Here is a 24,522-nt window from a genome sequence, read left to right on the forward strand (position 1 = left end):
ACCCTAAAAAACGACAAAAAAGGGGTCCTTCCAGCCTACTTTTTGTCCAAACGAGTAGGTCAATAATCATTTGGGTCTACCACCGAATGGGCGGAAATGAGTACCTTTGTATCAATGGATAGAATGGATGTTCAGTACCCGCTGCTCAGTAAGATCGACTCGCCGGCGGATGTAAAAAAACTAGAGCTCAATCAGCTACCGGACCTTTGCCAAGAGATCCGGGCATACATGCTTGATATCCTAAGCCAAACTCCCGGACACTTGGCGGCCGGTCTTGGCGTGGTGGAGCTAACCGTGGCACTACACTATGTCTTTGACACGCCTGAGGACAAACTAGTATGGGATGTAGGACACCAATCCTACCCGCACAAGATCCTTACCGGAAGGCGAGACAGTTTTAGCACGCTTCGCCATTGGGGGGGGCTATCGGGCTTTACACATCCATCGGAAAGCCCATACGACTCTTTCGTGTCGGGCCATGCGTCCAACTCCATTTCGGCGGCACTTGGCTTGGCTGTAAGCAACCACCTTAGTGGAAAAAAAGGCAAGGTAGTCGCCATCATCGGTGATGGCGCTATGACAGGTGGGCTGGCATTTGAGGGACTAAACAATGTTGCCTCACAGCCCAACAACCTACTCATTATCCTAAATGACAATCACATATCAATTGACCCAATCACAGGAGGACTCAGTAAGTATCTTGTAGACCTGACGACGAACAAACTCTACAACACCGTCCGCGACAAAGGCTATCAGGGGTTGAAAAAACTCAACCTCATCAATGAGACACGCAAGCAGAACATTCAGCGTGTGCATAATAGTCTGAAAGGGTTGATCAACGGAGAACAACCCAATATTTTTGAGGGATTCAGCATTCGCTACTTTGGGCCGGTAGATGGGCACAATGTACTCGACTTGATCGAACGTCTAAATATACTCAAGGACTTTCAGGGCCCCAAGCTATTGCACCTCAAGACCGAAAAAGGAAAGGGATTCAAACCAGCCGAAGAAAATGCGGTGGTCTGGCACTCACCCGGTGTCTTTGATCGGACGACTGGCGAACGAATCCAAGTCGCCAAACAACCTGATGAGCCGGAAAAGTTTCAAGACGTCTTTGGCAAAACACTCTTGGAGCTAGCACAGCTTGACGACCGCATCGTCGGTGTGACTCCTGCGATGGTAAGTGGAAGTTCATTCGGCGAGATGATGAAAGCATACCCGGATCGTGTCTTTGATGTAGGCATAGCAGAAGGACATGCGGCCACCTACTCCGCCGGTCTGGCGATGGGAGGAATGATCCCGTTTTGTTGCATCTACTCGTCATTCATGCAACGAGCCTACGACGAAGTGATACACGACATTGCTATGCAGCAAGCACCTGTCATCCTTTGTCTAGATCGTGCCGGCTTGGTGGGAGAAGATGGTGTGACTCACCACGGACTTTACGACATTCCAAGCCTCAGGACAATCCCCGGGCTGACCCTAATGTCACCCTACGATGAGGAAGAGCTCCGCCAAATGATGTACACCGCATACAAGCAGGTTGGCAAAATTGGCCCTATAGCCATCCGATACCCAAGAGGGAAGGGATCCAATGGACATTGGCGTACAGACTTTGAGGAACTTCCGATCGGGAAAGCACAAGTCCTCGGAAAGGGGGAGAGGGTATGCGTCATTACCTATGGGCCTATCGGCAACAACGCCAAGCAGGCACTGGATCTCCTAGAGGCCGAGGGGTTTAGCGCCGGGCATATCAATCTTAGGTTCGTCAACCCCCTTGACCAAGAGTTGCTACAAACCATCGCCACGAAGTATGATCATATTGTGACTATCGAAAATGGCTCACTTGCAGGGGGGATGGGTAGTGCCATCCTTGAATACTATTCGGACCTAGGCACAGACACCCATGTTCATAGGATGGGGGTGAGGGATCAATTCGTACGACATGGCTCGGTATCACTCCAAGAGTCGTATGTGGGCATCGACCCTGAAAGCATTGCAAACAAAGTACGTAAGCTTTACTCAGAAACGAATATATGAGGATATTCATAGCAGGAGCAGGAGAGGTAGGAACACATCTCGCAACACTATTGTCCCGCGAAAATCATGATATCGTCCTGATGGATGAAGATCCGGCCAGAGTAGAGTTTGCCTACGATGCCAGCCTTGAGATTATGCCGGTGATCGGAAATCCGACCTCCGTGCAAGATCTTAGTCACGCCAATGCCGGAGGTAGCGAGCTGTTCATAGCCGTAACCCCCGAAGAAAGCTCCAACATCGTGGCATGCATGCTAGCCAGCAAACTGGGAGCAGCCAAGACCATGGCCCGCATCAATAATAGCGAGTACCTACAGAGCAACAGCATTGAGTACTTCAATGCGCTGGGTATAGACGACATGGTCTATCCGGAAGCCCTGGCATCTCAAGAAATTGTCAACGGACTAAAGCTCCCATGGACCAAGCAGTATTGGAGCATTTTCAATGGGAACCTAGACCTAGTGGCTGTACGCGTAGGCCCTTACTCACCACTAGCCGGCAAAAAACTGCTAGAGCTCAGCTATTTGGAGCAAAAACTATTTCATATCGTCAGCATCATCAGAGATGATGAAACAATAATCCCCGGAGGAGACGATGTCATCCATGTAAATGATATTGTTCTGGTTACGACAGAGCCTAAAAAACTTGACATTGTGCGCAGATACTGTGGCCAACAAGAGATAGATGTGCGCAAAGTGATCATCATGGGCGGAAGTAGGATTGCACTACGCACAGCAGAGCAACTTCCCGCAGATTGGAGCGTCAAAATCATAGAAAAGGATTACGAAAAATGCAAGAAACTCTCTGAGGTGATCAGTGAGAATACACTCATCATACATGGAGATGGTCGAGACGCAGACCTACTCCGATCCGAAGGGATCAGAAACACACAGGCTTTTTTGGCACTCACCAGCAACTCCGAGAGCAATATGATTGCCACCCTGAATGCCAAAAGGCTCGGAGTACCAAGATCTGTAGCCCAGATAGAAAACATCGACTATTTGGACATGGCCAACCAAATGGGAATCGGCAATCTGATCAATAAAAAACTCATCGCGGCGTCGGCTATTTTCAGACACCTGCTACAAGTAGATATCTCCAACGCCAAGACTCTATCCGTAGGGAAAGGAGATGTCCTCGAGCTACATGTAAAAGAAGGATCTCGGATCACTAAGGATCTCATACGCAACCTGAAATTTCCTCGCACCATTACCCTTGGAGGATATATGCGTGACGGAAAGGTAATGCTGGTAGATGGTGATACCCAAATCCAACCCGGGGACTCTGTGATGGTATTCACACTCGACACTCCGGCAAGCCAGATTCTGAAATTCTTTGGATAGAAGGAGATGGTACGATTTCGATCACATATCAGAGAGGGCAAAAGAGCCACCAAAAGCCTGAACTACCGTTTCGTATCTGCTGTAATAGGCATACTCTGTTTGCTCCAGGTAGCATTTTTGGCTCTGGCATTGGGTGTATCCATATATTACCACGATCAGGGACAGACACCGATTCTGGTCACGATGGGCATGATGCTACTCGCTGGCATCACATTGGTTCAGATAGGTAGGCATAGCGATGACTACCATACGGGGCGACGGGAGAGCATGATTACGGTGACCCTCAGCTGGTTTATCGTCTCTGTCATCGGCATGCTTCCCTATTACCTTGGTGGATATGCTCAGACTCCGGCAGACGCTTTTTTTGAGACCATATCAGGATTCACCACCACAGGGGCATCCGTTCTGTCCGACATCGAGTCACTCCCCAAGAGTGTATTGCTATGGCGCTCCATCACACAATGGGAAGGAGGCATAGGCATCATCGTTTTCATGGTTGCACTTGTACCGATGACGGGCGAAAATGCCGGTCGAGTTTTCAATAACGAAACACCGGGAGTCACACACGAGCGATTCACTCCACGCATTGGTGTCATGGCCAAGTGGTTGATCGGAATGTATGTCGTGGGGACAGCTATGGCAACCCTACTTTTTTGGGTTGGTCCGATGAGCTTTTTTGACGCCACCTGCCATGCGCTTACCAGTATCTCTACCGGAGGGTTCAGCACTCGCAGTACTTCGATATCATGGTGGCACTCAGAGTACGTTGAGACAATTGCGATGCTATTCATGCTGATCGGAGCAATAAACTTCACGACACTATACTTTACAATTGCAAGAAAAGAGCCCAAAAGATTGGGAAAGGACAGTGAGTTTAAGTGGTTTATTGCATTGATCGCATTCTTCTCCATCACCAGTGCGATAGCTCTCTATTCCAACAATATCAGTGCTTATAGCTTTTGGGGTGCATTACGACGGAGTACCTTCCAGGTTATTAGTTTCATCACAAGTACCGGATTTGCCGTTGATGACTACAACAATTGGGGCCCATTTTTTGCGATCATTGCATTCCTAACCATGTTTATAGCCGGCTGTAGCGGCTCCACATCAGGTGGTCTAAAGGTCGCTCGTTTGGAAGTTTTGGTCAAGAGCCTTGGGGTAGAGCTGAGAAAAAGGACGCACCCAAATGCAGTTATTCCGGTACGGATTAGCGGGAAAGCACTGAGTGCCGATATTGTACAACAGGTTGCCACTTTTGCATTTGCATACACGGGGCTGATCATTGTTGGTGCCCTTGTCATATCCATAGAGGGGTATAGCTTCATGGAGTCCTTTGTCGGAGCTGTGTCATGTGTTTCAAACTCCGGGGGTAGCTTGGGGCAGATTGGACCAATGGTTGGCTTTGGGGCATTATCCGGAGCCACCAAGATTTTTCTTTCTATCCTTATGGTGATGGGCAGATTAGAGATATTCACTTTATTGACCATACTACACCCAAGTTTTTGGAAAAACTAACTTGCAAGCCAAATAACTAAAAAAATGGATCTGGAAGTACAAAACATACGGCGGGAATACAAAGTCGGCAACCTCTCTAGAAAAGACATGCCGGCAGATCCCATCGAGAAATGCCAAAGCTGGATCGAAGAAGCCATCAGGCTAAAGGTCATTGAGCCCACGGCCGTAGTTGTTGCGACATGTGGGCTTGACCTACAGCCCTCGACACGTACAGTGCTTTTGAAAGAGATACATGATGGGCGCTTCATTTTTTACTCCAATTACTCGAGTCGAAAAGGAGAGCAGATCAGAGAAAATCCAAAAGTCAGCCTCACTTTTCTCTGGCACCAATTAGAGCGTCAGATACATATAGAAGGTGTGTGCAAGCCGGTAGCACCGGAGGTTTCTGATGCCTATTTTGCCCAGCGTTCGTACAAAAGTAGGATTGGGGCACGAGTCTCGCCACAGAGCAAGATCATCCCCAACCGTATGTTCATCATCACCGCCTTTGCTAAAGAGGCACTCAAGTATCGGCTTGATGTTCCCAGGCCGGAAAACTGGGGAGGCTTTGAGGTCACCCCTCGACGTATTGAGTTTTGGCAGGGACGCGAAAGCAGGTTGCATGACCGCTTTCTCTACGAGCTTCAAGAAGACAAGACATGGTCATTATTTCGCATAGCACCATGAAAAGAATTATTTCCATACTACTTTCACTCATACTACTCGTCCCAAGTGCATTTGGACGAGACAAAGATGGGCATTTCATTGTCGTCATAGATGCCGGACACGGCGGACACGATGGTGGCGCAAAGGGTCGTACGTCCAAAGAAAAAGAGATTACCCTGGCTGTTGCACTAAAAGTTGGGGAACAACTAAAACAAAAAAGGCCCGACATCACGGTTTATTATACGCGAACCACGGATCAGTTTGTTGGACTGGACGAGCGCGCCAACTACGCCATAAAAAAGCATGCCGACCTATTTGTCTCCATTCATGCCAATGCCACAAAAAGTAGGTCTGTCAGAGGAAGCGAGACCTATGTACTAGGACTTCACCGCTCCAAGGACAACCTGGAGGTAGCCATGAAAGAAAATAGTGCCATCCTACTTGAGAAAGACTATTCGACCAAGTATGAGGACTTTGACCCACAGTCGAGCGAATCGTACATCATATTTCAGTTTATCCAAAACAAACACCTTGATTCCAGTATTCGCCTTGCACAACTTGTGCAAGGGGGGCTGGTCAGTGCAGGAAGAGACAACCGGGGAGTAAAACAAGCCGGATTCCTAGTGCTACGAAAAGCCGCAATGCCGAGCATCCTTATTGAATTGGGATTCATCACCAACCCCGATGAAGAGAGCTATATGTGCTCCCAAAGCGGTCAGAACACATTGGCCAAAAACATAGCCTCCGCAATAGTCAAGTACGAGACGGACGTGGCACTCAGGAGTGGCAAGACTGTCTCGCCTACAACCACGACACCGGCACCCTCGGAAGGGAAAAAGCCGGAAGCAAGCACTCCGACAGAGAGTACGATCACCTACCGCATACAGGTCATAGCTGATACACGGCGCCTACCATCCGGCTCCAAGATTTACCGAGACTATGCGGGTCAGGTGAAGTGGTACAAGGAGGGTAAGTACTACAAATACACCATCTATGATACCCCGGACCTCCAAGAAGCCAAGAAGTACCAGATTGAGCTCCGAAAAAAATTCAAGGATTGCTTCATTGTTGGATTTGACTCCACCGGAAACAAAGTCGGAAGTTATTACTAAAAAGACGCCACAGAGGACACCCTATGAAACCCAAAAACAGCAATAGCTCCCAAGTGTTCAAAATCGGGCTTGTGACCATCATCACGGCCGGACTCTTTTTCTTCGGTATCAATTATCTCAAAGGGAAAAACATCTTTAGTCGCTCCCATACGTACTATGTCACCCTCAACGATACCAATGGGCTCGGCAGATCATCATCAGTCACCCTCAACGGATACAGAGTCGGGCATGTCAGCGATATTCAATTCGACTACTCCGGCATGTCCAAATCTATTGCCACGCTGTCACTAGACCGAAATCTGAAACTTCCGATCGACACCTCTGCAGAAGTGTACGTCAATCCTTTTGGAGGGGCACAGCTCAAACTAAAGGTAGGGAACTCCCAGTCCATGCTACAGTCAGGAGACACCATCCAGTCTCTCAACACCATCGGACTCCTCTCTAGGCTGGAAAGCGAAATCGTCCCCAACATCTCCGTGATGATTGCCAATATGGACACACTCATCTCCAAGCTAAATACTATAGTATCGGACCCTACCATCCCGGAGACACTCACAGAAATCAATACCTCGGCCCAAAATATTCGACAAGCATCGCACCAGCTCAACAACCTCATGCGACACAAGCTACCGACAATTGTTGACAACATAGATGCTACCACACAATCGCTACACAATGTGGCGGGCGCCATACAAGCATCTGATATTGAGGGTACAATACAAGACTTCAAGCTTGTCGTCACCAACCTCCAAAAAGCCACAGCCGAACTAGATCAAACCAATGGGACACTGGGGCGACTACTCAATGACTCTACCATGTATTTCCAACTACAGCGGACTATCGAGTCTGCAGATAGCTTAATGACAGACATCAAGAAAAATCCAAAACGATACGTCAAGATTTCTATTTTTTAAGATCGGTTTACCATCCACAAAACATCAAAAAAAATGAAAAATATCCTCATCATCGGTTCTACCGGACAAATCGGTACAGAGCTCACCATGCACCTACGAAATCTCTACGACGGAAATGTAGTGGCCGGCTACATCCCGGCAGCTCCGCCCAAAAAAGAACTTCTCGAGAGTGGTCCTGCCGAAGTCGTGGACATCACAAACGCCCAACAGATCGCTGATACCGTAGAAAAGTATGAGATTGACACCATCTACAACCTAGCCGCACTACTCTCTGCAGTAGCAGAGGCAAAGCCTCAGCTGGCATGGCACATCGGACTGGGTGGCCTATTCAATGTACTAGAGGTGGCTCGGGAAAAAGGGTGTGCGGTATTTACCCCCAGCTCTATAGGAGCTTTTGGTCCGGGAACTCCCAAGGACAAGACACCACAAGACACCATACAGCGTCCACAGACTATGTACGGTGTCACCAAAGTCTCGGGAGAGCTACTCGGCGACTACTATCACAAACGTTTTGGCGTGGACACAAGGTCGGTACGATTTCCTGGGCTAATATCCAACGTCGCACTACCCGGAGGAGGAACAACCGACTATGCCGTAGACATCTACTACAAAGCAATCCAAGAGGGTAGTTTTGTCTGCCCCATCAAGGCCGGCACCTATATGGATATGATGTACATGCCCGATGCACTCCATGCGATGGTCCAATTGATGGAGGCAGATCCGACTAGACTAAAACACCGGAACTCATTCAATATCGCCTCCATGAGTTTTGAGCCGGACATGATCTACGCTGCCATCAAGAAGGAGATGCCAAGCTTTACAATGACCTATGAGATTGATGACTTGAGACAACAAATTGCGGACTCATGGCCCAATTCTCTAGACGACAGTTGCGCCCGTGCTGAGTGGGACTGGAAGCCAACATACGACCTAGACAGCATGACGCGCGACATGCTTGCCAAACTCTCCAAAAGACTAAAGTAAATAACTGATACTTGCCTAAGAGTTCAATAACACCGGAGGGGGTGTGTCAAAATTACCTTTGACACACCCCCTCCACTTATGTTTTTCTGCACCAAAATCTGCTCGGCTTTTTGTTTTCAAAAAAGGCTCATTTTTTTCTTCTGTCCGTCTAAGCGATTGCTTCTATCCGTGAAAACTTTTGCTTCTATCCGTGAAAGCAAATGCTTCTATCCGTGAAACTCAAAGTCCTCTGCAAACACCTGATTATCAGCACCTCCAAAGGAGCCTTTTTATTTTCCCCAAAAAGCTCCTTTTTTCCGTATTTTACCCATTTTCTTGAGAACTCCAATGGAAAACAGTCAGCCGAATTAGGTGGGGTAAAAGACCCTTTTTTTCATTATATTTGCGTAAATTGCTTCTATTAAATATGGGGAAGATTTCAAAAAGCTACAATACGGACTCGCCCGTCACTCTCGGACAAATGGTACTCCTGGTAGGGGTCGTGTGTCTGATGACTTGGGTGTCGGGGACACTCGTTGGCCCTATTTTGGATCTAACGATATATGACCCGGTCAGGCGTATACAGATCGCACAGATCCTCACAGGCCTTTTGGTCTTCATGGTACCACCAATGGTAATCGTTGCCTACCAAAAAGTTCAGCGACAAAAGCCGTTCATACACCTTGTCCAACCAAGCATTACCCTATCAGACCTAGGGCTCACCCTCCTCCTAGTGCTCCTGGCACAGCCTGTCTGTGTTTTTTTCACATGGGTCATGGGGCTACTCCCCGCTCCCGCTATGTTGCAGGCACTTGAGACCGACATAGCCGCCACCACAAAACTTCTCATCACCTCACGAGGCTCGCTTGACATCGCACTAGCCTTATTGGCAATTTGCGTTATTGCCCCAGTTGCCGAAGAGTACTTTTTCAGAGGAGCCATTCAGGGCTGGATGCTGGCCAAGAGCAAGTCAATCCACTTGAGTGTTGGTCTGGTAGCAGTCCTATTTGGGGTAATTCATCTAGAGTGGAGTGGGGTGCTTCCCCGTATCTTTTTGGGGCTGATTCTTGGGTACACTGCAGTCTACAGAGGGATACCAACAGCTATCTGTATCCACGTTGCCAACAATCTCATCGTCTATCTAGCATTGCTGAGTGGATGGACAACCCTACAACACCCGGATTTTTCCCCCATCGAAATCATCCTATACAGCATCGCCTCTGTCGCATGCATTTGGATCACCATTAGAATATTCAACCGTCTAAAAAACCAAACAGACCTATGAAAATGAACGTATTAAAGAACGCATTAGCCATCCTTCTGTTTAGCGGAGGGCTCATGGCCTGCTCGTCCGGTAAAAAAGTGACCTACTATGAGCAACACCTTACTTTTCCAGAAGGAGCCACGCTTGATCAAAAGCTCGATATGGCCTCTCGCCTCATTCCTTCGCCCCAACAACTGCAGTGGCAACAGCTCGAATTGACAGCGTTCATCCATTTTGGAGTCAATACATTCACTAATCGAGAATGGGGCGATGGGACAGAGGACCCAAATGTCTTTAACCCCGTCAACCTAGACACAGACCAATGGGTCAGCACCCTCAAGGATGCCGGATTCAAGATGATCATACTCACAGCTAAGCACCACGACGGTTTTTGTCTCTGGCCCACAGCCACAACCTCCCACTCCGTAGCCTCATCCGCATGGAGAGAGGGCAAAGGAGATGTGGTGGCGGATCTGGCACAGTCTTGCAAAAAATATGGCATGAAGCTAGGCTTGTACCTATCTCCATGGGATAGGAATCACCCCACATATGGCTCCGGTGAAGCATACAACAAAGTATACGTCCAGCAATTGACAGAACTCCTAACCAACTATGGAAAAGTGGACGAAGTGTGGTTTGATGGAGCAAACGGCGAAGGCCCCAATGGCAAAAAGCAAGAGTACGACTGGGATGCAGTCCTGAGTACCATTCGTCGTCTCCAGCCGGATGCCGTCACTGCCATCATGGGTACCGAGGTGCGCTGGGTAGGCAACGAGAGTGGACTAGGTCGTGCGACCGAGTGGAGCTCAACGATCCTTCCACCAAGTGCTCTCAAACGCTCCCAAGAGATCGAAAAGCGAATGGGGATCAACGCACAAACCAAAGACCTAGGCAGTAGAAAGATGGTCGAACAAGCTCAGGAAATGTTTTGGTACCCTAGTGAGGTGGATGTATCCATACGTCCGGGATGGTTTTTCCACGAAAACGAAAACCCCAAGAGCGTAGAGCACTTAGTGGACATTTACTTCCAGTCGGTAGGGATGAACTCTAGCCTGCTGCTCAATATTCCACCCGATCGCAATGGACTGCTAGATGCCAAAGATGTGGCTCAAATAAAAGCTTTTGGGAAGTATGTAAAAGCATTCAACGAGAGCAGAGTATCGGTAGACGAAGGATGGGCAAAGGTTGCCGACCAAATGGCTACAATCAACTTGGACGCATCCCAACCCTTTGATGCCATCATGTTGCAAGAAGACATCACAAAGGGTCAAAGAGTAGAGAACTTTATTGTAGAAGCATATGCAAACGGTGCCTGGGAAAAAGTAGCAGAGGGAACAACAATAGGCTACAAAAGAATCCTCCTCACCGACTCACCAATCCAAGCCGAAAAGCTAAGAGTAACCCTCACAAGCGTACGAGGTCCTGTCACAGAGCTAATGCTTGGGGCTTACAAGCGCCCCACCCTAGGAAGCTCCTCAGATGCTGAGACTGTGAATGTGCTGAAGCCGGAAGAAGACTGGCAACTGTGCAAAGGGCAAGACGGATTCACGAAGACAATCCTTACGAAAGACGCTGATGGATTCTGCTTTTTCCCAAACAGCGAAAACACAATCACCAACTACGAACTGGTTCAAGACGGACACACTCTGGTCTCTGGAGAGTTTGGTAACATCAAGAACAACCCCATCCCCCAATACATTCCTTTCCAAAAGAAAGTGTCTGGTGAGGTCCTTCTCCGATTCACAAACAACAGTGGCACAACCGTCATGCCCGAACAAGGCCAAATAGGCTTCTATACCGACAAATGAGAAAAAAATACATCGGGGCACACGTATCAGCCTCCGGAGGAGTGCAAAATGCACCAATCAATGCCGAAAAAATTGGAGCCAATGCCTTTGCGCTATTTACTCGAAATCAGCGGCAGTGGTTTCCCAAGCCTCTTGAGGACAAGGACATTGAAGAGTTTCAAGAAAACATCCAAAAGCTGGGGTTTTCACCGGAGTACATACTCCCTCACGACAGCTACTTGATCAACCTAGGATCACCGGACCCGGAAATGACGAAAAAAAGTCGCCACGCATTCAACGATGAGATGAAGCGTTGCGAACTCCTGGGTCTCAAGCTGCTGAACCTCCACCCCGGTAGTCACCTCAACAAAATATCCGAGCAAGACTGTCTTGCTCGGATAGCTGAGGGGATAAACATTGCCCTCGAACGTACAAAAGGTGTGGTTGCGGTACTTGAAAACACCGCCGGGCAGGGGACAAACCTTGGATACCGCTTCGAACACCTAGCAGAGATCATAGACCAAGTGGATGACAAAAGTCGGATTGGCGTCTGCATTGACACCGCACACGCCTTTGCGGCAGGCTATGACATCAGCACAGCCGAGGGATATCGTAGGACAATGAAGGAGCTTGATGAGATCATTGGGCTTGAGTATCTACGAGGCATACACCTCAATGACTCCAAGAAGGAACTTGGAAGCAAGGTGGATAGGCATGCTTCTCTTGGAGAAGGGTACATTGGAATGACGCTTTTTGAGACGCTGGTCAATGACAAGCGGACAGACCACATACCCATCATACTGGAGACACCTGATCCGGATCGCTGGCCCGAAGAGATAGCAATGCTACGAAGTTTTGTCAAAGACGCATGATCACTTTTCCACCCGCTAAGATCAACATAGGTCTGAGGGTCACCGGCAAACGTCCCGACGGATACCATGACCTTCAGACCTTATTTGTGAAAATCCCACTATATGATGCCCTTGAGATCATCCCCTCTGAGCAAGAAATGCAGTGGGACGGCACGGCACAGATACCGGAAGATAACCTTGTCATCAAGGCCTACCGAGCTGTACAACGTTACTTTCCATCCTTGCCGGCTATCACTGTTTTCCTGCGCAAACGGATCCCAATGGGCTCCGGACTGGGAGGTGGCTCCTCCGATGCCACTGCTACAATAAAGATGCTGAATAGTCTCTTTGAGCTTGGCATGGATGATAGGACTATGCACACTCTAGCAAGCAGTATTGGTGCCGATTGTCCTTTTTTTCTCAAAGACAGTCCACACATTGGGGAAGGTATTGGAGAAATCTTGGAGCCCTTTCCATTGGATCTGACAGGCTACTATTTGACACTTGTTTTTCCCGGCCTTCATATCTCCACACGAGAGGCATATGCCGGAGTCATCATAGCACAGCCCGATGAGGACCTACGGGTTTCACTCCGCCGACCGATATCCGAGTGGAAGGCGTGGATCCACAATGATTTTGAAAAAAGCCTCTTTTCCACCTATCCCGTCCTCGCAGAAATCAAAGAAACACTCTATGAGGCAGGAGCACTCTTTGCTTCCCTCAGCGGATCCGGATCCGCAATGTATGGGATTAGCCGAACACCATTGGACATTCACAACGAAAAAACCAAGACCATCAGACTATGAGATGCCACATATTGACGATTATAGCAGGACTACTTTGCACCGCAGTATACGCACAAACAGACACCATACCCGTACATTCATACCGCACCCTTAGTCAGCCATTGTTGGACGGGCCTGTACTCAACGACAGCATCAATCTTTATGGCAAAAAGTATGATCCTTTTATGCTGTTGGCAAAGTTCCCCACCCTACAGGTCGATCAGCCACTACTGGAGACCAAGACTGCATCGGTGGATGGTGACATTGCCCTAGGGGCAAACGCTATTCATACCATACAACTTTCGCTAGTCACTACTCGCTACGAAGAAGTTTCGCTCATTGTAGAGTGTACAGCCCCCTACCTTATCACACTGGATGGCCTAGAGATTGGGAGGTGTATCGACTCCACACCGGGTCCTCAGTCGCATACACTAAGCCTCACGCCATCGGTTGGGCACAACCTAGCACTACGTATCATCACAAACTCACCGCAAAGTTTGCGCCTGAGCTTGGCTCCAAAGGTCGGTGCAAACAGCACCCTCCGACTTCGCACGGACTCAGAAGCCTACATGAGTATGGAGTTTACACAAACGGGGCGAAAGATCAACAGCGTAGACATCTCACCCAGTGGGAAATATATGGTCGTATGGATGAGTGACGTCATCAAGGATCAGTACTCGTACAGCGGTATAATGTACAAAGGAGAAAAGCCCATTGCAGTACTTCCCGACGAACTTCGTTTCGCAAAATGGATGCCCTCCGAAGACCGCTTGTTGCAAGCCAGAGAGACCAATACAGGAAGAGCGCTCGTCACGATTGATCCAGAGCATTTGTCATCGGATACGCTTATTGAGTCCATTCCTGATGGCTCATTCGTCATGGCCCCCAATAGCAAGACTATTATCTTTACCCAACTCACAAAAGGGCCACAAAGAGACAATACCGTAGAGCGTGTACTCAATCGAGATGATCATCAAGGATCAGACTCTTCACGCGACCGCTCATTTCTCTACTCATTTGATCTACATACGGGGGCTTTTTATCCCATCACCTATGGATACCGTAGCACCTACCTCCAAGCAATAGCGCCGGACAGCAAGGAGATTATCTACTCCAGCCCCTCACGTGTCGATGATAGTCCATTCGCCATCACAGATTATATCGCCACAGACCTGCAGACAATGCAGGCAGACACTCTATTTTCGCAAGACTCACATATATCAGGCATCCTATATACCTCTCGTCCGGAGATGCTCCTGGTATTGGGAGATGCCGATGCTTTTGGTGGTATTGGGCGCAACCTACCGGATGGGAAAATAGCCAATGGATTCGACACGCAGCTCTTTTTGTACAACCGAAAGACCCGTCACACACAACCCCTAACCAAAGACTTTGCCCCCAATATAGTAGATATCCGGACCTCCCCAGACACCTACCAAGCCATCCTAAAAGCCGAGGACGAGGACTACATACGCCTATACCTACTTGATCTCTCCTGTGGCAAGATCAAGCTTCTACCGACTGCAGAGGAAAACATCCGCTCATTCACGACAAGCAGAGACCTTCATCACATAGCTTACTCCGGGGAGAGTGCCAACAACTCGGAGCGACTATACCTCGACAACCGATGCCTCTACGATCTAGCCGGAGATCGTCTAAAAAACATCCGTCTGGGCGAAGTACATGCGTGGAAATACACCAAGTCAGGTGGCGAGACAGTGCCGGGGCGATTTTACCTACCGCCTACCTTTTCGGCCGATAAAAAATACCCCCTAATAGTCTACTACTATGGTGGCACATCACCCTCAAGCAGGATGTTTAGCTGGTACTACTCTGCGCCCATGTATGCTGCGCAAGACTATGTAGTCCTCGTGCTCAACCCGAGTGGAACGACAGGATGGGGACAAGAGTATGCCTCTAGGCATGTCAATGCATGGGGAGATCCGACTGCGGATGATATTATATCAGCAGTCAAGGGGTTTTGCCAAGAAAAAAACTTTGTGGACACAACCAAGATAGGTTGCTTTGGTGCCAGCTATGGAGGGTTCATGACCCAGTATCTTTTGACCCAGACAGATCTCTTTGCAGCCGCCATGAGCCATGCCGGGATCTCCAACATCACCTCATACTGGGGGCAAGGAACATGGGGAGTAGGATATAGTACCGTTGCAAGTGCACACAGCTATCCTTGGAACAACCCCAAGCTCTATACCGAGCAGAGCCCTCTCTTCAGTGCCGACAAAATCAACACTCCCCTACTCCTCCTACACGGAGACAGCGACACCAATGTGCCGTATGGAGAAAGTGTACAGATGTACAATGCACTCAAGATTCTCAACAAAGAGGTAGAGTTGGTCCGAGTATATGGTCAAGACCACCATATCACCGACTTGCAACAACAGCGGAAATGGATGCAGACAACTATGGCATGGTTCCAAAAATGGCTAAAGGGTGACCCCTCATGGTGGGATCACCTATACCCGGAGATTCATTTGTGACTTTTTCGCCAAATGGTCGCAGGAAGTGGCACTAGATCACACTTTTATCTGCTACTATCTTGTCGCATACGGAGGTAAAGGCGGGCACACATCTCGGCATCATCACCGGCTCGGTGGTGTTGTCCCTCGGGGATAGAGAGTTGCTGGCAGAGAGAAGCCAACGTGTTGCATCCAAATGAGTAGATTTGGCGTGCGTATCGGAGGGTGCAAATCCAATTCAGATCAGGCAACCTGAGCTGATAGAGCTCTGCTGATCGCTCCAGACAACTACGATCAAAAGGGGCATTGTGAGCAACTAAGGTATTGACCTCACCTAGGTAGATCGTCTCCATCTCACGCCATACTTCCGGAAAGGCTGGAGCGGTCTCTGTGTCTTCGGGAGTAATACCGTGGCACTGCGTATTCCAGTAGCTGTAGCGATTCCCCTCCGGTCGCACCAGCCAGGAGCGTGTCTCGGTCACCTCACCGTTGCGGACTAGGCAGATCCCCATTTCACAGATGGAGTCACGTCGGCCTGTTGCTGTCTCAAAGTCTATAGCTATAAAGTTCAATGGGCCCATCACTTTGCGATTGTAGGCTGGTAGTAATCATTGACATTCTTGGCAAAATTAGCCATAACCTCTCTTACCGACTGAGGCCGTAGCACCTCCACCTGGTCGCCCAATGCGAGCAGTGCTTGGTAGAGATCGTAGGTGGGACACACCTCTAGCTCAAAACAAGCCACCCCTTGACGATCTGAGGGTACCTCCTTTTGCGACTGGTGGAGTGGCAATGTACGGAGGTAGTCAGCCCCATGTCCATAGGCCTTGAGAAGCACTTGCACCGGCTCCTCACCCGAATGAATCACCCCACAACAGCCCCGGTAGTAGGTCTCTATATCGAAATCGGGATCCATCTCAAAGCTCTGCTCCAAAGGTTCACACTCCAAGATACGATCCAGTGCATAAACTTGATAGACATCCTTAGGTCGGCTCCCCCCATCCTCTTGATTCCGCCGCTGATTGAGGTCTGAGTAATAGGGGCTACGGGCGAGGAGGTACCACCTACGATTCGACACCTTGAGGTAATAGGGCTCAGCATCAAAGCTCGTTGGCTCCTGCTTGCCAAACCCTTGATGGGTGATCTGCAACACCTTGTTCTGTCGCATCGCTTCGGTTATGGTGCGCAACCACTTTCGGCCCGATGGTACATGCTCAAAGAGGATCCGCCCTTGTAGCTTACTGTCGGCCTGGATCTGATTGAGAGCCGTGTAGGAGTCTAGGAGCCAGCTACGGAGGTTATCCCCCTCAAGCTCTTCGGGGCTATCAATGTAGTAGCGATACCCATCCTTGGGATCGCATAGGATCTCCACCTGAAAGATATCAAAGATTGCCTCACGATGGTTGTGAAAGGTTCGCTTCGGGAGAGGGTCGCCATAGCTCAAGCCGCTATCCTCCCAGTGGCGACTGATCTCCTCAAAAGTAAGTCGTCCATACTGCCGAAATTGCTCTATCAACCAAACATATCTTCCTAAAATATTAGCCATAACCTATTTCTTTATTTTACTTGACACAAAGATAAGAAATTGGCTGTGCCATTCCATGGCACAAGTATCAAGATTATTTTGTTTCTATACTATCCCTTGTTGCACTCCCAGTGTGGTAGAGTTAGGACGGTATTGCTTGTCGTTTTCTCTGACAAAAGCTACTACACTATGCCCTTATTTTCACGAAAGACTCTTATGATAGGAGTCTTCAATAAAAAAGGCTGATTGTTTGCCCCAAAACAGGCAGTTCTCCTTTATTCATAAGCGTGGATCAATTGCTTGGCGCGCTCCAGAAGTGTTGGGCTCTCAAATCGTTCGGCATGGGCTAGAAACCTCTCTCGGTCAAAATCCGTTTGCATCAAATCACAATCCAAACGCAAATTGAGATAATCTGACTCTGTACGATATTGCGTATTGAGCCACAGTAGATCCAGCAAGGCCTTCTCCGGAGGTGCAATCAGCAGATATGAGCCGGAATCTCCTTCGGGAAGATAATCCCAGCCCCAAAAACCTCTCTCAGAAAGAGTCTGATATACATAGTACCCCAAAGCATTGCTGAAAGAGATGGTCTTCCGTGGAGAGACTGCTGTCATCTGAACCACCCCCTCGGGAATAAAACCATAGAAAGAGAGCGCCGTATGGGTACTCACATACGAGGGTTGGTAGATTAGATTGGAAAATCGTAAATAAGCTCCCGGCTTTTGTGCATCATCCGGAAAAGCATACAGCCCTCTCCTAAGCCGAATGATGTATCCTGCTTGTATCCACCTTGTAAGCGTACTTGGTGCTACCTCGGGAGCGGCAGCCCGAGCTTGATGGATCGTAAATGGCTCTCCAGGCACCACTCTCTTTGTAAATTCATGGATATTCATCTTCAAGAACTTTTTGTTTCTATTACTTAGCAAAAGTACAAAACATCAGAAACAAAATAGCCATTTCAATATCCTACTAAAGGGATAGGCCCAGACACAACTTTTCTTCTACATACAGGGCGAACAGCCTCTATTATTTGAGCTGAAATTTGCACATTTGGTAATTTCAACTTACGTTTGTGCCATGAAAACACTAATAGGCATACTGTATAGGTCTGGAAAGACTGTATTTAGCACCCAAGAGATAAGGCTCCTTACGTATGGGGTCATCGTTGCGTCTGCGTTGCCTAATCGATTATCACGCTTAGTATTGGAGGGTGAGCTCTTAAGGTTAAGGCAAGGGGTGTATGCCCTGCCATCATACGACCCACTGGAGTTTGCTTGCAAGATTCAAGCGCCATCCTACATATCTATGGAAACGGTTCTGAGAAAGCATGGGGTTATCTTTCAATACGACAACTCCATTACACTCGCCTCCTACCAACCCAAAATTATTTATAACCCTACAGGTGAAGTGTTTTTGTTTCGGAAACTGGCCACTTCGATTTTAATCAACAAGAAAGGCAAGATCATCAACCCTCATTACACCATCGCTACTGTGGAGCGTGCATTTCTAGACTTGTGCTATGTCGACAAATGGCGAACCTATGAGAATATCGCCCCGATAAATGTCCAAAAAGTCCTAGACCTACTTCCCATCTACGACAACAAATCATTGGCAAAGCGCATTTCATCCATCTTGTCATTGTGAGAGGGATATCACCTCCGTACAATAGTTCCACCGAATACACTCCATTCGGCAATCAGGCAAATGCTTTGGGAGGGCTTTTGTCGGAGGTAAAAACTCCTCCAAAATCCTACGGATGAGCCCTGTTTTCAGCACCAAATTTGCATATTTGCAAACAACAGGTAACCAAACGATTACACAAGGGAATTGATTTCACGGATAGAAGCAAAAGTTTTCACGGATAGAAGCGAAACTTTTCACGGATAGAAGCGATCGCTCAGATGGATAGGACAAGTCCACATTGATTCACATTTTTGTTGTTTTGTGTTTTAGCTATCTTTGCGGACAAGAAGCCTAGACCGATATTTAAGGATCGGCGAAGAAAGTTTTCACAACAGAATCACATTTACTAATTATGCAAAAATTCAGAACAGCTCTTGCAACCATCGCACTCTGCCTTTTTGGACTAGGAGCAAATGCACAAAATGTCATAGAGCAAGGAACAAGTATCGCAAGCGTAGGTGTAGGCCTGAATCCGACAACCTTCAGCAGCCCGGCTTTTACGCTCAGCGGAAACTACGAATATGGTTGGCTGGATAATCTGTGGGACGAAAAAAGCGCACTCACAATTGGCGGCTATCTGGGCACCTCTGTAATGGAGGGGGCTAGTGTTTTTCAAGTCGGCCCAAAGGTGGGATTGCACTACCACTTTATTCCCAACCTAGACACCTATACAGCACTCTTCGTGGGATTTTCGCAAACACACATCGGTGACTCAACAACGTACAGAAACTGGTTGTACCCATCCATTCATGTAGGTGTACGCTATATGTTTCAACCCAATATCGGTGTATTCGCCGAGACCGGATACGGACTCTCTGTGCTGAATATAGGTGCGTCATTCAAGTTCTAAGAACCGCCACACAGCAATTTGCACAACACCAAAAGTGAGGGTGAGTCCTGGGGCTCACCCTCACTTTTGGAAATACCCAATGCCGGCCAAAAGTAAATTTGACAAGATACTACAGAAAAATAGGTAACTTTGTCGAAACGAACAAATAGAGCGAAAAACAGTAAAATGGCAGATATTACGATAACGTTACCCGACGGTTCCGAGCAGCAATACCCCAAAGGCATTACGGCTCTGGAAATAGCAGAGAACATAAGCCCACGACTAGCCAAAGAAGTCTACTGCGCAAGTATCAATGGCGAGGTCTACGACCTGATGCGCCCCATCAACGAAAACGCATCCATAAAGCTACACAAGTGGGAGGATCCGGAAGCAAAAAAGACCTTTTGGCACACGAGTGCACACCTTTTGGCAGAGGCGCTGCAAGAGAAGTACCCCGGAGTGAAATTCGGAATCGGCCCGGCGATAGAAAATGGCTTTTACTACGATGTGGACCTAGGGGAAGGAGTACAACTCAAGGAGACCGACCTAGAGGATCTCGAAAAGCGGATGTGCAGACTTGCAGCTGACAAGGCACCTTTGATCCGCAAAGACATCTCCAAGGCCGATGCACTTCACTACTTTTGGGACCAAAAGGGTGACCAGTACAAGAAAGAACTGATCGAAGGTCTGGAAGATGGGCACATAACCACGTACACTCTGGGAGACTTCACAGACCTATGTCGTGGACCACACATCCCCAATACGGGACTAATCAAAGCCGTAAAGCTAACCAGTGTCGCAGGAGCGTACTGGCGGGGAGATGAGCATCGTCAGCAGCTCACCCGAGTATATGGGATCACATTTCCCAAAAAGAAAATGCTTGATGAATACCTTGAGATGGTCGAGGAAGCCAAAAAACGAGACCACCGCAAGATCGGCAAAGAGCTTGAGCTATTCACCTTTTCCGAAAATGTAGGCTCGGGGCTTCCCCTATGGCTACCTAGAGGGACACAGCTTCGTCTGCAGCTGGAGGACTACCTCAAGCGAATCCAAAAACGCTATGGCTACCAGCAAGTAATCACCCCACACATCGGCAGCAAACAGCTCTATGTCACCTCCGGACACTATGCCAAGTACGGCAAAGACTCATTTCAGCCGATAAAAACTCCTCAGGAGGGGGAGGAATTCATGCTCAAGCCGATGAACTGTCCCCACCACTGTGAAGTCTACAAGGCAACTCCTCACTCCTATCGAGACCTGCCGGTCCGGATAGCAGAGTTTGGAACCGTGTACCGCTACGAGCAGAGTGGTGAGCTACATGGACTGACTCGTGTGCGAGGCTTTACGCAGGATGACGCACACCTTTTTTGTCGTCCAGACCAGATCAAGGAGGAGTTCAAAAAAGTAATGGAGATCATCTTCATTATTTTCAAAGCCCTTGACTTCAAAAACTACGAAGCACAGATCTCCCTCCGCGACCAAAATGATCACAGTAAATACATTGGCTCCGAGGAGAATTGGGAGAAGGCAGAGCGAGCAATCATCGAAGCCTGCGCAGAAACCAACCTCAAGACAGTGATTGAATATGGTGAAGCTGCTTTTTATGGCCCAAAACTAGACTTTATGGTCAAAGATGCACTGGGACGAAAGTGGCAACTTGGGACCATACAAGTGGACTACAACCTCCCAGAGCGCTTTGAGCTGGAATACACCGGAGAGGACAACAAAAAGCACCGGCCTGTCATGATCCACAGAGCTCCCTTTGGCTCCCTGGAGAGGTTTGTGGCAGTACTGATTGAGCACACAGCAGGCAAGTTCCCGCTATGGCTTGCTCCTGACCAAGTGGTTATTCTCCCAATATCTGAGAAATTCAATGACTACGCATACCGCGTAGCAAGTGAATTGATCAAGAAGGACATTCGTGTCAAAGTAGATGACCGCGGAGAAAAAGTGGGCCGAAAGATCCGCGACAACGAACTAATGAAGATCCCCTACATGCTCATCGTAGGCGAAAAAGAAGCCAATGAAGGCACTGTTTCGATAAGAATGCAGGGCGAAGGCGATCAAGGTTCGAAAGAAATTGGTACCTTTGCACAGCAAATATTAGATGAGGTAGATGCGCAGATGAATGCTTGGCAGTACGAAAACGACAAAACCAAGTAACACCACTTCGCACATTTCGGGTATTTGCAAAAAGAAGAGAAGAAAAGTAAGAGACAACAACAGATACAGAACTATACACTAGCACAACACAGGACTGAATGGCCATACGGAGAAAACGGAGCACCTCCCCTAGCATCAAAGATCAAGAACAGCAGAACAGGGTCAACAACCAAATACGTGCTCGAGAAGTGCGTCTGGTAGGAGAAAATGTGGAGCAAGGTATATACTCCATACAAGAAGCGCTCAAAATTGCAGAAGATCAACAACTAGACCTAGTTGAGATCGCAGCGACAGCAGAGCCCCCTGTATGTAAAGTCCTAGACTACCAAAAGTTTCTATACCAGCAAAAGAAGAAGGCAAAAGAACGAAAGGCCAATCAAGTCCAGACAACGGTCAAGGAAGTACGCTTTGGACCTAGGACAGATGACCACGACTACAACTTTAAGCTCAAGCACGCTATGGGCTTTTTGGAAGATGGTAACAAAGTCAAGGCCTATGTATTCTTCAGAGGACGCTCCATCATATTCAAAGATCAGGGCGAACTATTGCTTCTGAGATTTGCCAGCGACCTTGAGTCCTATGCACAAGTAGAGCAGATGCCCACACTAGAGGGAAAGCGTATGTCCATGCTTTTCTCTCCTAAAAAAGGAATCGCCAAAAAGAAGTAAACCAACTACTCACGGCGCACAGAAACATATTGCGACACACATTCAATATTTTTTATAAACTAACACTTCGACGAAAATGCCAAAGATGAAGACTAATCCCGGTGCTAAGAAGAGGTTCACTCTCACCGGATCAGGTAAAATCAAGCGCAAGCATGCTTACAAAAGTCACATCCTAACCAAGAAGACCAAAAAGCAGAAGCGTCGCCTAACCAACAGCGGTCTTGTACACAAAGTTGATGAGGCACGGATCAAAAAGCTTCTAGCGATGTAAGTATTCTAGGACAAAGGGCCTAAGACTAAAGTAAGTAAAACCTTAATGATTTTTATAACAGGGTGATAGCTCGCAAGTATGGTGACTCGTAACGTAGCCATCGCTTACACCCAAAAGAATTAAACAAAATGGCAAGATCAGTTAATCACGTAGCATCCAGAGCTAGAAGAAAGAAGATAATGAAGCTTACCCGTGGATACTATGGTGCACGCAAAAACGTGTGGACTGTAGCAAAAAACACATGGGAAAAGGGGCTGTCCTATGCCTACCGCGACAGGAAAGCCAAAAAGCGCAATTTCCGTTCTTTGTGGATCCAGCGTATCAACGCAGCGGCAAGACAAGAGGGACTTTCTTACTCCAAGCTAATGGGTCTGTTGCACGCCAAGGGCATTGAAATCAACCGCAAGGTACTTGCTGACCTAGCGATGAACCACCCGGAGGCATTCAAGGCTATTGTGGATCAGGCACGCGCTTGATCGGAATAGGTATCAGGATTATCCCCTGACCTCAACACACAACAAGTGGGGTGTCAAAACTGCGATTTTGACACCCCCCTTGTTTCTTTATCCCCCCATGCCTTCTAGTCAGTCAGCCCTGTAAGCAAGCATAGCTCCCTTCACAGTGCTACTCAAGTGCTGCTCTCCGGTGCGTTGACGAATATAAATCTATCGATGCAGTCACAGCTAAGTATTTATCGGCCGTCTTTAGTTTGTACAACTGATGGATAAATAATACCTTTGTGGACGCTGTCGCATGCGAGAGCTAGGTGCGACAAAGATTTTACACCAAAACCCACCCGATGAATACCACCAAAAGTCCTACAGACTTTAATCAGCAAAACACCTTTGAACGGGATAAGTTTTTAGACTTTGACTCCGCCACCCACACGTACACCTTGGCGAACAACCCCTGTCCGCTCCACTCTGTTACGAATGTGGTCTCTACGTTTTTCCCGCAATTTGACATTGACTCATGGTCATTGCAAAAATCCCTCAGGGAGGGACGCTCCCAGGATGATGTGATCAAAGAGTGGGAACGCAATGGGCAGATTGCGCGTAACCTAGGGACATTCATGCATAAGCAGATTGAAAATAAATTCAACGGTCGTCCTATTGAACAAGGCTTTGAACTCCCGATCGGCCCGAACGAAGTCCTAGACCTAAACATCTCAGATGAACTCAGATACTTTGACGATTTTGTCTACGATGTGCGCCCTATTCCTTTTCGGACAGAGTGGAAAGTGTACAACGACGAACACCACTTGGCTGGAACACTTGACCTACTCGCCAAGAATCACAACGGAGACTTTGTCCTCTTTGACTGGAAACGCTCAAAGCGGATGGGGAAAGAAAACGGGTATGACTTTGAGCCCAACACCTACAATCCACACCAAAATGGAATAAATGGTCTAGAACACCTCTCCTCAACCCCTTTCACTATAGGTTGCCTACAACAAAATCTATACCGGTACATCCTCGAGCAAAGCTATGGGCTCAACATAAAGCAGATGCACTTGGTGATGCTGAGCACAGCATTCAGCAAGTACCACTGCGTGGCAGTTCCTCGAATGGACAAAGAGGTAGAGATCATCCTCTCACACCTAGCCGGGGCAGCACAGAGATAAGCTCAAGCAGAGAGCAAGAGCGATAGAGCGGTGGGTCCTATTTTTTAAGTATATTTGCGCAATAGC

At 48.1% G+C, this 24,522-nt stretch carries 22 protein-coding genes; 19 read left to right on the top strand and 3 right to left on the bottom strand.

The window, feature by feature from the left end:
• Positions 1-96 precede the first annotated feature (96 nt).
• The 12 genes from dxs to AC1EK1_RS01935 all read left to right on the top strand — a co-directional run bounded on the left by dxs (position 97) and on the right by AC1EK1_RS01935 (position 15,714).
• On the top strand, positions 97-2,040 hold the full coding sequence (gene dxs, locus AC1EK1_RS01880; RefSeq protein WP_480307223.1) for a 1-deoxy-D-xylulose-5-phosphate synthase: 1,944 nt from the start codon (positions 97-99) through the stop codon (positions 2,038-2,040).
• Positions 2,037-3,380 (top strand): Trk system potassium transporter TrkA, encoded by a 1,344-nt coding sequence (gene trkA / locus AC1EK1_RS01885; RefSeq protein ID WP_480305356.1) that lies wholly within the window; start codon positions 2,037-2,039, stop codon positions 3,378-3,380. The genes dxs and trkA overlap by 4 nt, the downstream gene beginning before the upstream one ends.
• Positions 3,381-3,386: 6 nt before the next feature.
• Entirely contained in the window at positions 3,387-4,895 is a 1,509-nt protein-coding gene (locus AC1EK1_RS01890; protein WP_480305357.1) for a TrkH family potassium uptake protein, read from the top strand.
• A 24-nt stretch (positions 4,896-4,919) separates the two neighbouring features.
• Positions 4,920-5,561 carry a pyridoxamine 5'-phosphate oxidase gene (pdxH, locus tag AC1EK1_RS01895; protein WP_480305358.1) on the top strand — a complete coding sequence of 214 codons (642 nt, stop codon included), beginning with the start codon at positions 4,920-4,922 and terminating at the stop codon, positions 5,559-5,561.
• Positions 5,558-6,652 carry an N-acetylmuramoyl-L-alanine amidase family protein gene (locus AC1EK1_RS01900; protein WP_480305359.1) on the top strand — a complete coding sequence of 365 codons (1,095 nt, stop codon included), beginning with the start codon at positions 5,558-5,560 and terminating at the stop codon, positions 6,650-6,652. The genes pdxH and AC1EK1_RS01900 overlap by 4 nt, the downstream gene beginning before the upstream one ends.
• 23 nt (positions 6,653-6,675) lie before the next feature.
• Positions 6,676-7,566, top strand: coding sequence for an MlaD family protein (locus tag AC1EK1_RS01905; RefSeq protein ID WP_480305360.1), 891 nt, complete (start codon positions 6,676-6,678; stop codon positions 7,564-7,566).
• Positions 7,567-7,599: 33 nt separating this feature from the next.
• Positions 7,600-8,550: an NAD-dependent epimerase/dehydratase family protein gene (locus AC1EK1_RS01910; protein WP_480305361.1), complete on the top strand. Its 951-nt coding sequence runs from the start codon at positions 7,600-7,602 to the stop codon at positions 8,548-8,550.
• 406 nt (positions 8,551-8,956) lie between these two features.
• The gene (locus AC1EK1_RS01915) at positions 8,957-9,814 is read left to right on the top strand and encodes a CPBP family intramembrane glutamic endopeptidase (protein WP_480305362.1); all 858 of its coding nucleotides are present in this window, start codon (positions 8,957-8,959) and stop codon (positions 9,812-9,814) included.
• A gap of 53 nt (positions 9,815-9,867) precedes the next feature.
• A complete protein-coding gene (locus tag AC1EK1_RS01920) occupies positions 9,868-11,601 on the top strand; it encodes an alpha-L-fucosidase (protein ID WP_480305589.1) in 1,734 nt (577 codons plus the stop codon).
• Positions 11,598-12,452, top strand: a complete 855-nt coding sequence (gene nfo, locus AC1EK1_RS01925; protein WP_480305363.1) for a deoxyribonuclease IV — start codon at positions 11,598-11,600, stop codon at positions 12,450-12,452. Before AC1EK1_RS01920 ends, nfo begins: the two co-directional genes overlap by 4 nt.
• Positions 12,449-13,237 (top strand): 4-(cytidine 5'-diphospho)-2-C-methyl-D-erythritol kinase, encoded by a 789-nt coding sequence (gene ispE / locus AC1EK1_RS01930; protein ID WP_480305365.1) that lies wholly within the window; start codon positions 12,449-12,451, stop codon positions 13,235-13,237. Before nfo ends, ispE begins: the two co-directional genes overlap by 4 nt.
• Positions 13,234-15,714, top strand: coding sequence for an alpha/beta hydrolase family protein (locus AC1EK1_RS01935; RefSeq protein WP_480305367.1), 2,481 nt, complete (start codon positions 13,234-13,236; stop codon positions 15,712-15,714). The genes ispE and AC1EK1_RS01935 overlap by 4 nt, the downstream gene beginning before the upstream one ends.
• Positions 15,715-15,758: 44 nt before the next feature.
• Here AC1EK1_RS01935 and AC1EK1_RS01940 read toward each other — a convergent pair whose 3' ends face one another.
• From AC1EK1_RS01940 to AC1EK1_RS01950, 3 genes are all read right to left on the bottom strand, one after another.
• Positions 15,759-16,274 (bottom strand): 3'-5' exonuclease, encoded by a 516-nt coding sequence (locus AC1EK1_RS01940; RefSeq protein ID WP_480305368.1) that lies wholly within the window; start codon positions 16,272-16,274, stop codon positions 15,759-15,761.
• Complete coding sequence (locus tag AC1EK1_RS01945) at positions 16,274-17,239, bottom strand: helix-turn-helix transcriptional regulator (RefSeq protein WP_480305369.1); 966 nt, start codon at positions 17,237-17,239, stop codon at positions 16,274-16,276. The genes AC1EK1_RS01940 and AC1EK1_RS01945 overlap by 1 nt, the downstream gene beginning before the upstream one ends.
• Positions 17,240-17,493: 254 nt before the next feature.
• Positions 17,494-18,111, bottom strand: coding sequence for a type IV toxin-antitoxin system AbiEi family antitoxin domain-containing protein (locus AC1EK1_RS01950; protein ID WP_480305370.1), 618 nt, complete (start codon positions 18,109-18,111; stop codon positions 17,494-17,496).
• A gap of 184 nt (positions 18,112-18,295) precedes the next feature.
• Between AC1EK1_RS01950 and AC1EK1_RS01955 the strand changes: the two genes are divergently transcribed.
• The 7 genes from AC1EK1_RS01955 to AC1EK1_RS01985 all read left to right on the top strand — a co-directional run bounded on the left by AC1EK1_RS01955 (position 18,296) and on the right by AC1EK1_RS01985 (position 24,456).
• Complete coding sequence (locus AC1EK1_RS01955) at positions 18,296-18,862, top strand: type IV toxin-antitoxin system AbiEi family antitoxin domain-containing protein (RefSeq protein ID WP_480305371.1); 567 nt, start codon at positions 18,296-18,298, stop codon at positions 18,860-18,862.
• A gap of 391 nt (positions 18,863-19,253) precedes the next feature.
• Positions 19,254-19,751, top strand: coding sequence for a hypothetical protein (locus AC1EK1_RS01960; protein WP_480305372.1), 498 nt, complete (start codon positions 19,254-19,256; stop codon positions 19,749-19,751).
• 165 nt (positions 19,752-19,916) lie between these two features.
• A complete protein-coding gene (thrS, locus tag AC1EK1_RS01965; protein ID WP_480305373.1) occupies positions 19,917-21,893 on the top strand; it encodes a threonine--tRNA ligase in 1,977 nt (658 codons plus the stop codon).
• Positions 21,894-21,991: 98 nt separating this feature from the next.
• On the top strand, positions 21,992-22,561 hold the full coding sequence (gene infC / locus AC1EK1_RS01970; protein ID WP_480305375.1) for a translation initiation factor IF-3: 570 nt from the start codon (positions 21,992-21,994) through the stop codon (positions 22,559-22,561).
• Between the two features lie 76 nt (positions 22,562-22,637).
• Complete coding sequence (rpmI, locus tag AC1EK1_RS01975) at positions 22,638-22,832, top strand: 50S ribosomal protein L35 (protein ID WP_480305376.1); 195 nt, start codon at positions 22,638-22,640, stop codon at positions 22,830-22,832.
• A 128-nt stretch (positions 22,833-22,960) separates the two neighbouring features.
• Positions 22,961-23,308 carry a 50S ribosomal protein L20 gene (gene rplT, locus AC1EK1_RS01980; RefSeq protein WP_480305377.1) on the top strand — a complete coding sequence of 116 codons (348 nt, stop codon included), beginning with the start codon at positions 22,961-22,963 and terminating at the stop codon, positions 23,306-23,308.
• A 323-nt stretch (positions 23,309-23,631) separates the two neighbouring features.
• On the top strand, positions 23,632-24,456 hold the full coding sequence (locus AC1EK1_RS01985; protein ID WP_480305378.1) for a hypothetical protein: 825 nt from the start codon (positions 23,632-23,634) through the stop codon (positions 24,454-24,456).
• The last annotated feature ends 66 nt before the right edge of the window (positions 24,457-24,522 follow it).

The organism is Porphyromonas sp. C0026D3, assembly GCF_056590775.1.

Excerpts from the sequence above, each read along its gene's own strand:
- dxs (WP_480307223.1), top strand. The coding sequence starts at position 97 with ATGAGTACCTTTGTATCAATGGATAGAATGGATGTTCAGTACCCGCTG.
- trkA (WP_480305356.1), top strand. The coding sequence starts at position 2,037 with ATGAGGATATTCATAGCAGGAGCAGGAGAGGTAGGAACACATCTCGCA.
- AC1EK1_RS01890 (WP_480305357.1), top strand. The coding sequence starts at position 3,387 with ATGGTACGATTTCGATCACATATCAGAGAGGGCAAAAGAGCCACCAAA.
- pdxH (WP_480305358.1), top strand. The coding sequence starts at position 4,920 with ATGGATCTGGAAGTACAAAACATACGGCGGGAATACAAAGTCGGCAAC.
- AC1EK1_RS01900 (WP_480305359.1), top strand. The coding sequence starts at position 5,558 with ATGAAAAGAATTATTTCCATACTACTTTCACTCATACTACTCGTCCCA.
- AC1EK1_RS01905 (WP_480305360.1), top strand. The coding sequence starts at position 6,676 with ATGAAACCCAAAAACAGCAATAGCTCCCAAGTGTTCAAAATCGGGCTT.
- AC1EK1_RS01910 (WP_480305361.1), top strand. The coding sequence starts at position 7,600 with ATGAAAAATATCCTCATCATCGGTTCTACCGGACAAATCGGTACAGAG.
- AC1EK1_RS01915 (WP_480305362.1), top strand. The coding sequence starts at position 8,957 with ATGGGGAAGATTTCAAAAAGCTACAATACGGACTCGCCCGTCACTCTC.
- AC1EK1_RS01920 (WP_480305589.1), top strand. The coding sequence starts at position 9,868 with ATGGCCTGCTCGTCCGGTAAAAAAGTGACCTACTATGAGCAACACCTT.
- nfo (WP_480305363.1), top strand. The coding sequence starts at position 11,598 with ATGAGAAAAAAATACATCGGGGCACACGTATCAGCCTCCGGAGGAGTG.
- ispE (WP_480305365.1), top strand. The coding sequence starts at position 12,449 with ATGATCACTTTTCCACCCGCTAAGATCAACATAGGTCTGAGGGTCACC.
- AC1EK1_RS01935 (WP_480305367.1), top strand. The coding sequence starts at position 13,234 with ATGAGATGCCACATATTGACGATTATAGCAGGACTACTTTGCACCGCA.
- AC1EK1_RS01940 (WP_480305368.1), bottom strand. The coding sequence starts at position 16,274 with ATGGGCCCATTGAACTTTATAGCTATAGACTTTGAGACAGCAACAGGC.
- AC1EK1_RS01945 (WP_480305369.1), bottom strand. The coding sequence starts at position 17,239 with ATGGCTAATATTTTAGGAAGATATGTTTGGTTGATAGAGCAATTTCGG.
- AC1EK1_RS01950 (WP_480305370.1), bottom strand. The coding sequence starts at position 18,111 with ATGAATATCCATGAATTTACAAAGAGAGTGGTGCCTGGAGAGCCATTT.
- AC1EK1_RS01955 (WP_480305371.1), top strand. The coding sequence starts at position 18,296 with ATGAAAACACTAATAGGCATACTGTATAGGTCTGGAAAGACTGTATTT.
- AC1EK1_RS01960 (WP_480305372.1), top strand. The coding sequence starts at position 19,254 with ATGCAAAAATTCAGAACAGCTCTTGCAACCATCGCACTCTGCCTTTTT.
- thrS (WP_480305373.1), top strand. The coding sequence starts at position 19,917 with ATGGCAGATATTACGATAACGTTACCCGACGGTTCCGAGCAGCAATAC.
- infC (WP_480305375.1), top strand. The coding sequence starts at position 21,992 with ATGGCCATACGGAGAAAACGGAGCACCTCCCCTAGCATCAAAGATCAA.
- rpmI (WP_480305376.1), top strand. The coding sequence starts at position 22,638 with ATGCCAAAGATGAAGACTAATCCCGGTGCTAAGAAGAGGTTCACTCTC.
- rplT (WP_480305377.1), top strand. The coding sequence starts at position 22,961 with ATGGCAAGATCAGTTAATCACGTAGCATCCAGAGCTAGAAGAAAGAAG.
- AC1EK1_RS01985 (WP_480305378.1), top strand. The coding sequence starts at position 23,632 with ATGAATACCACCAAAAGTCCTACAGACTTTAATCAGCAAAACACCTTT.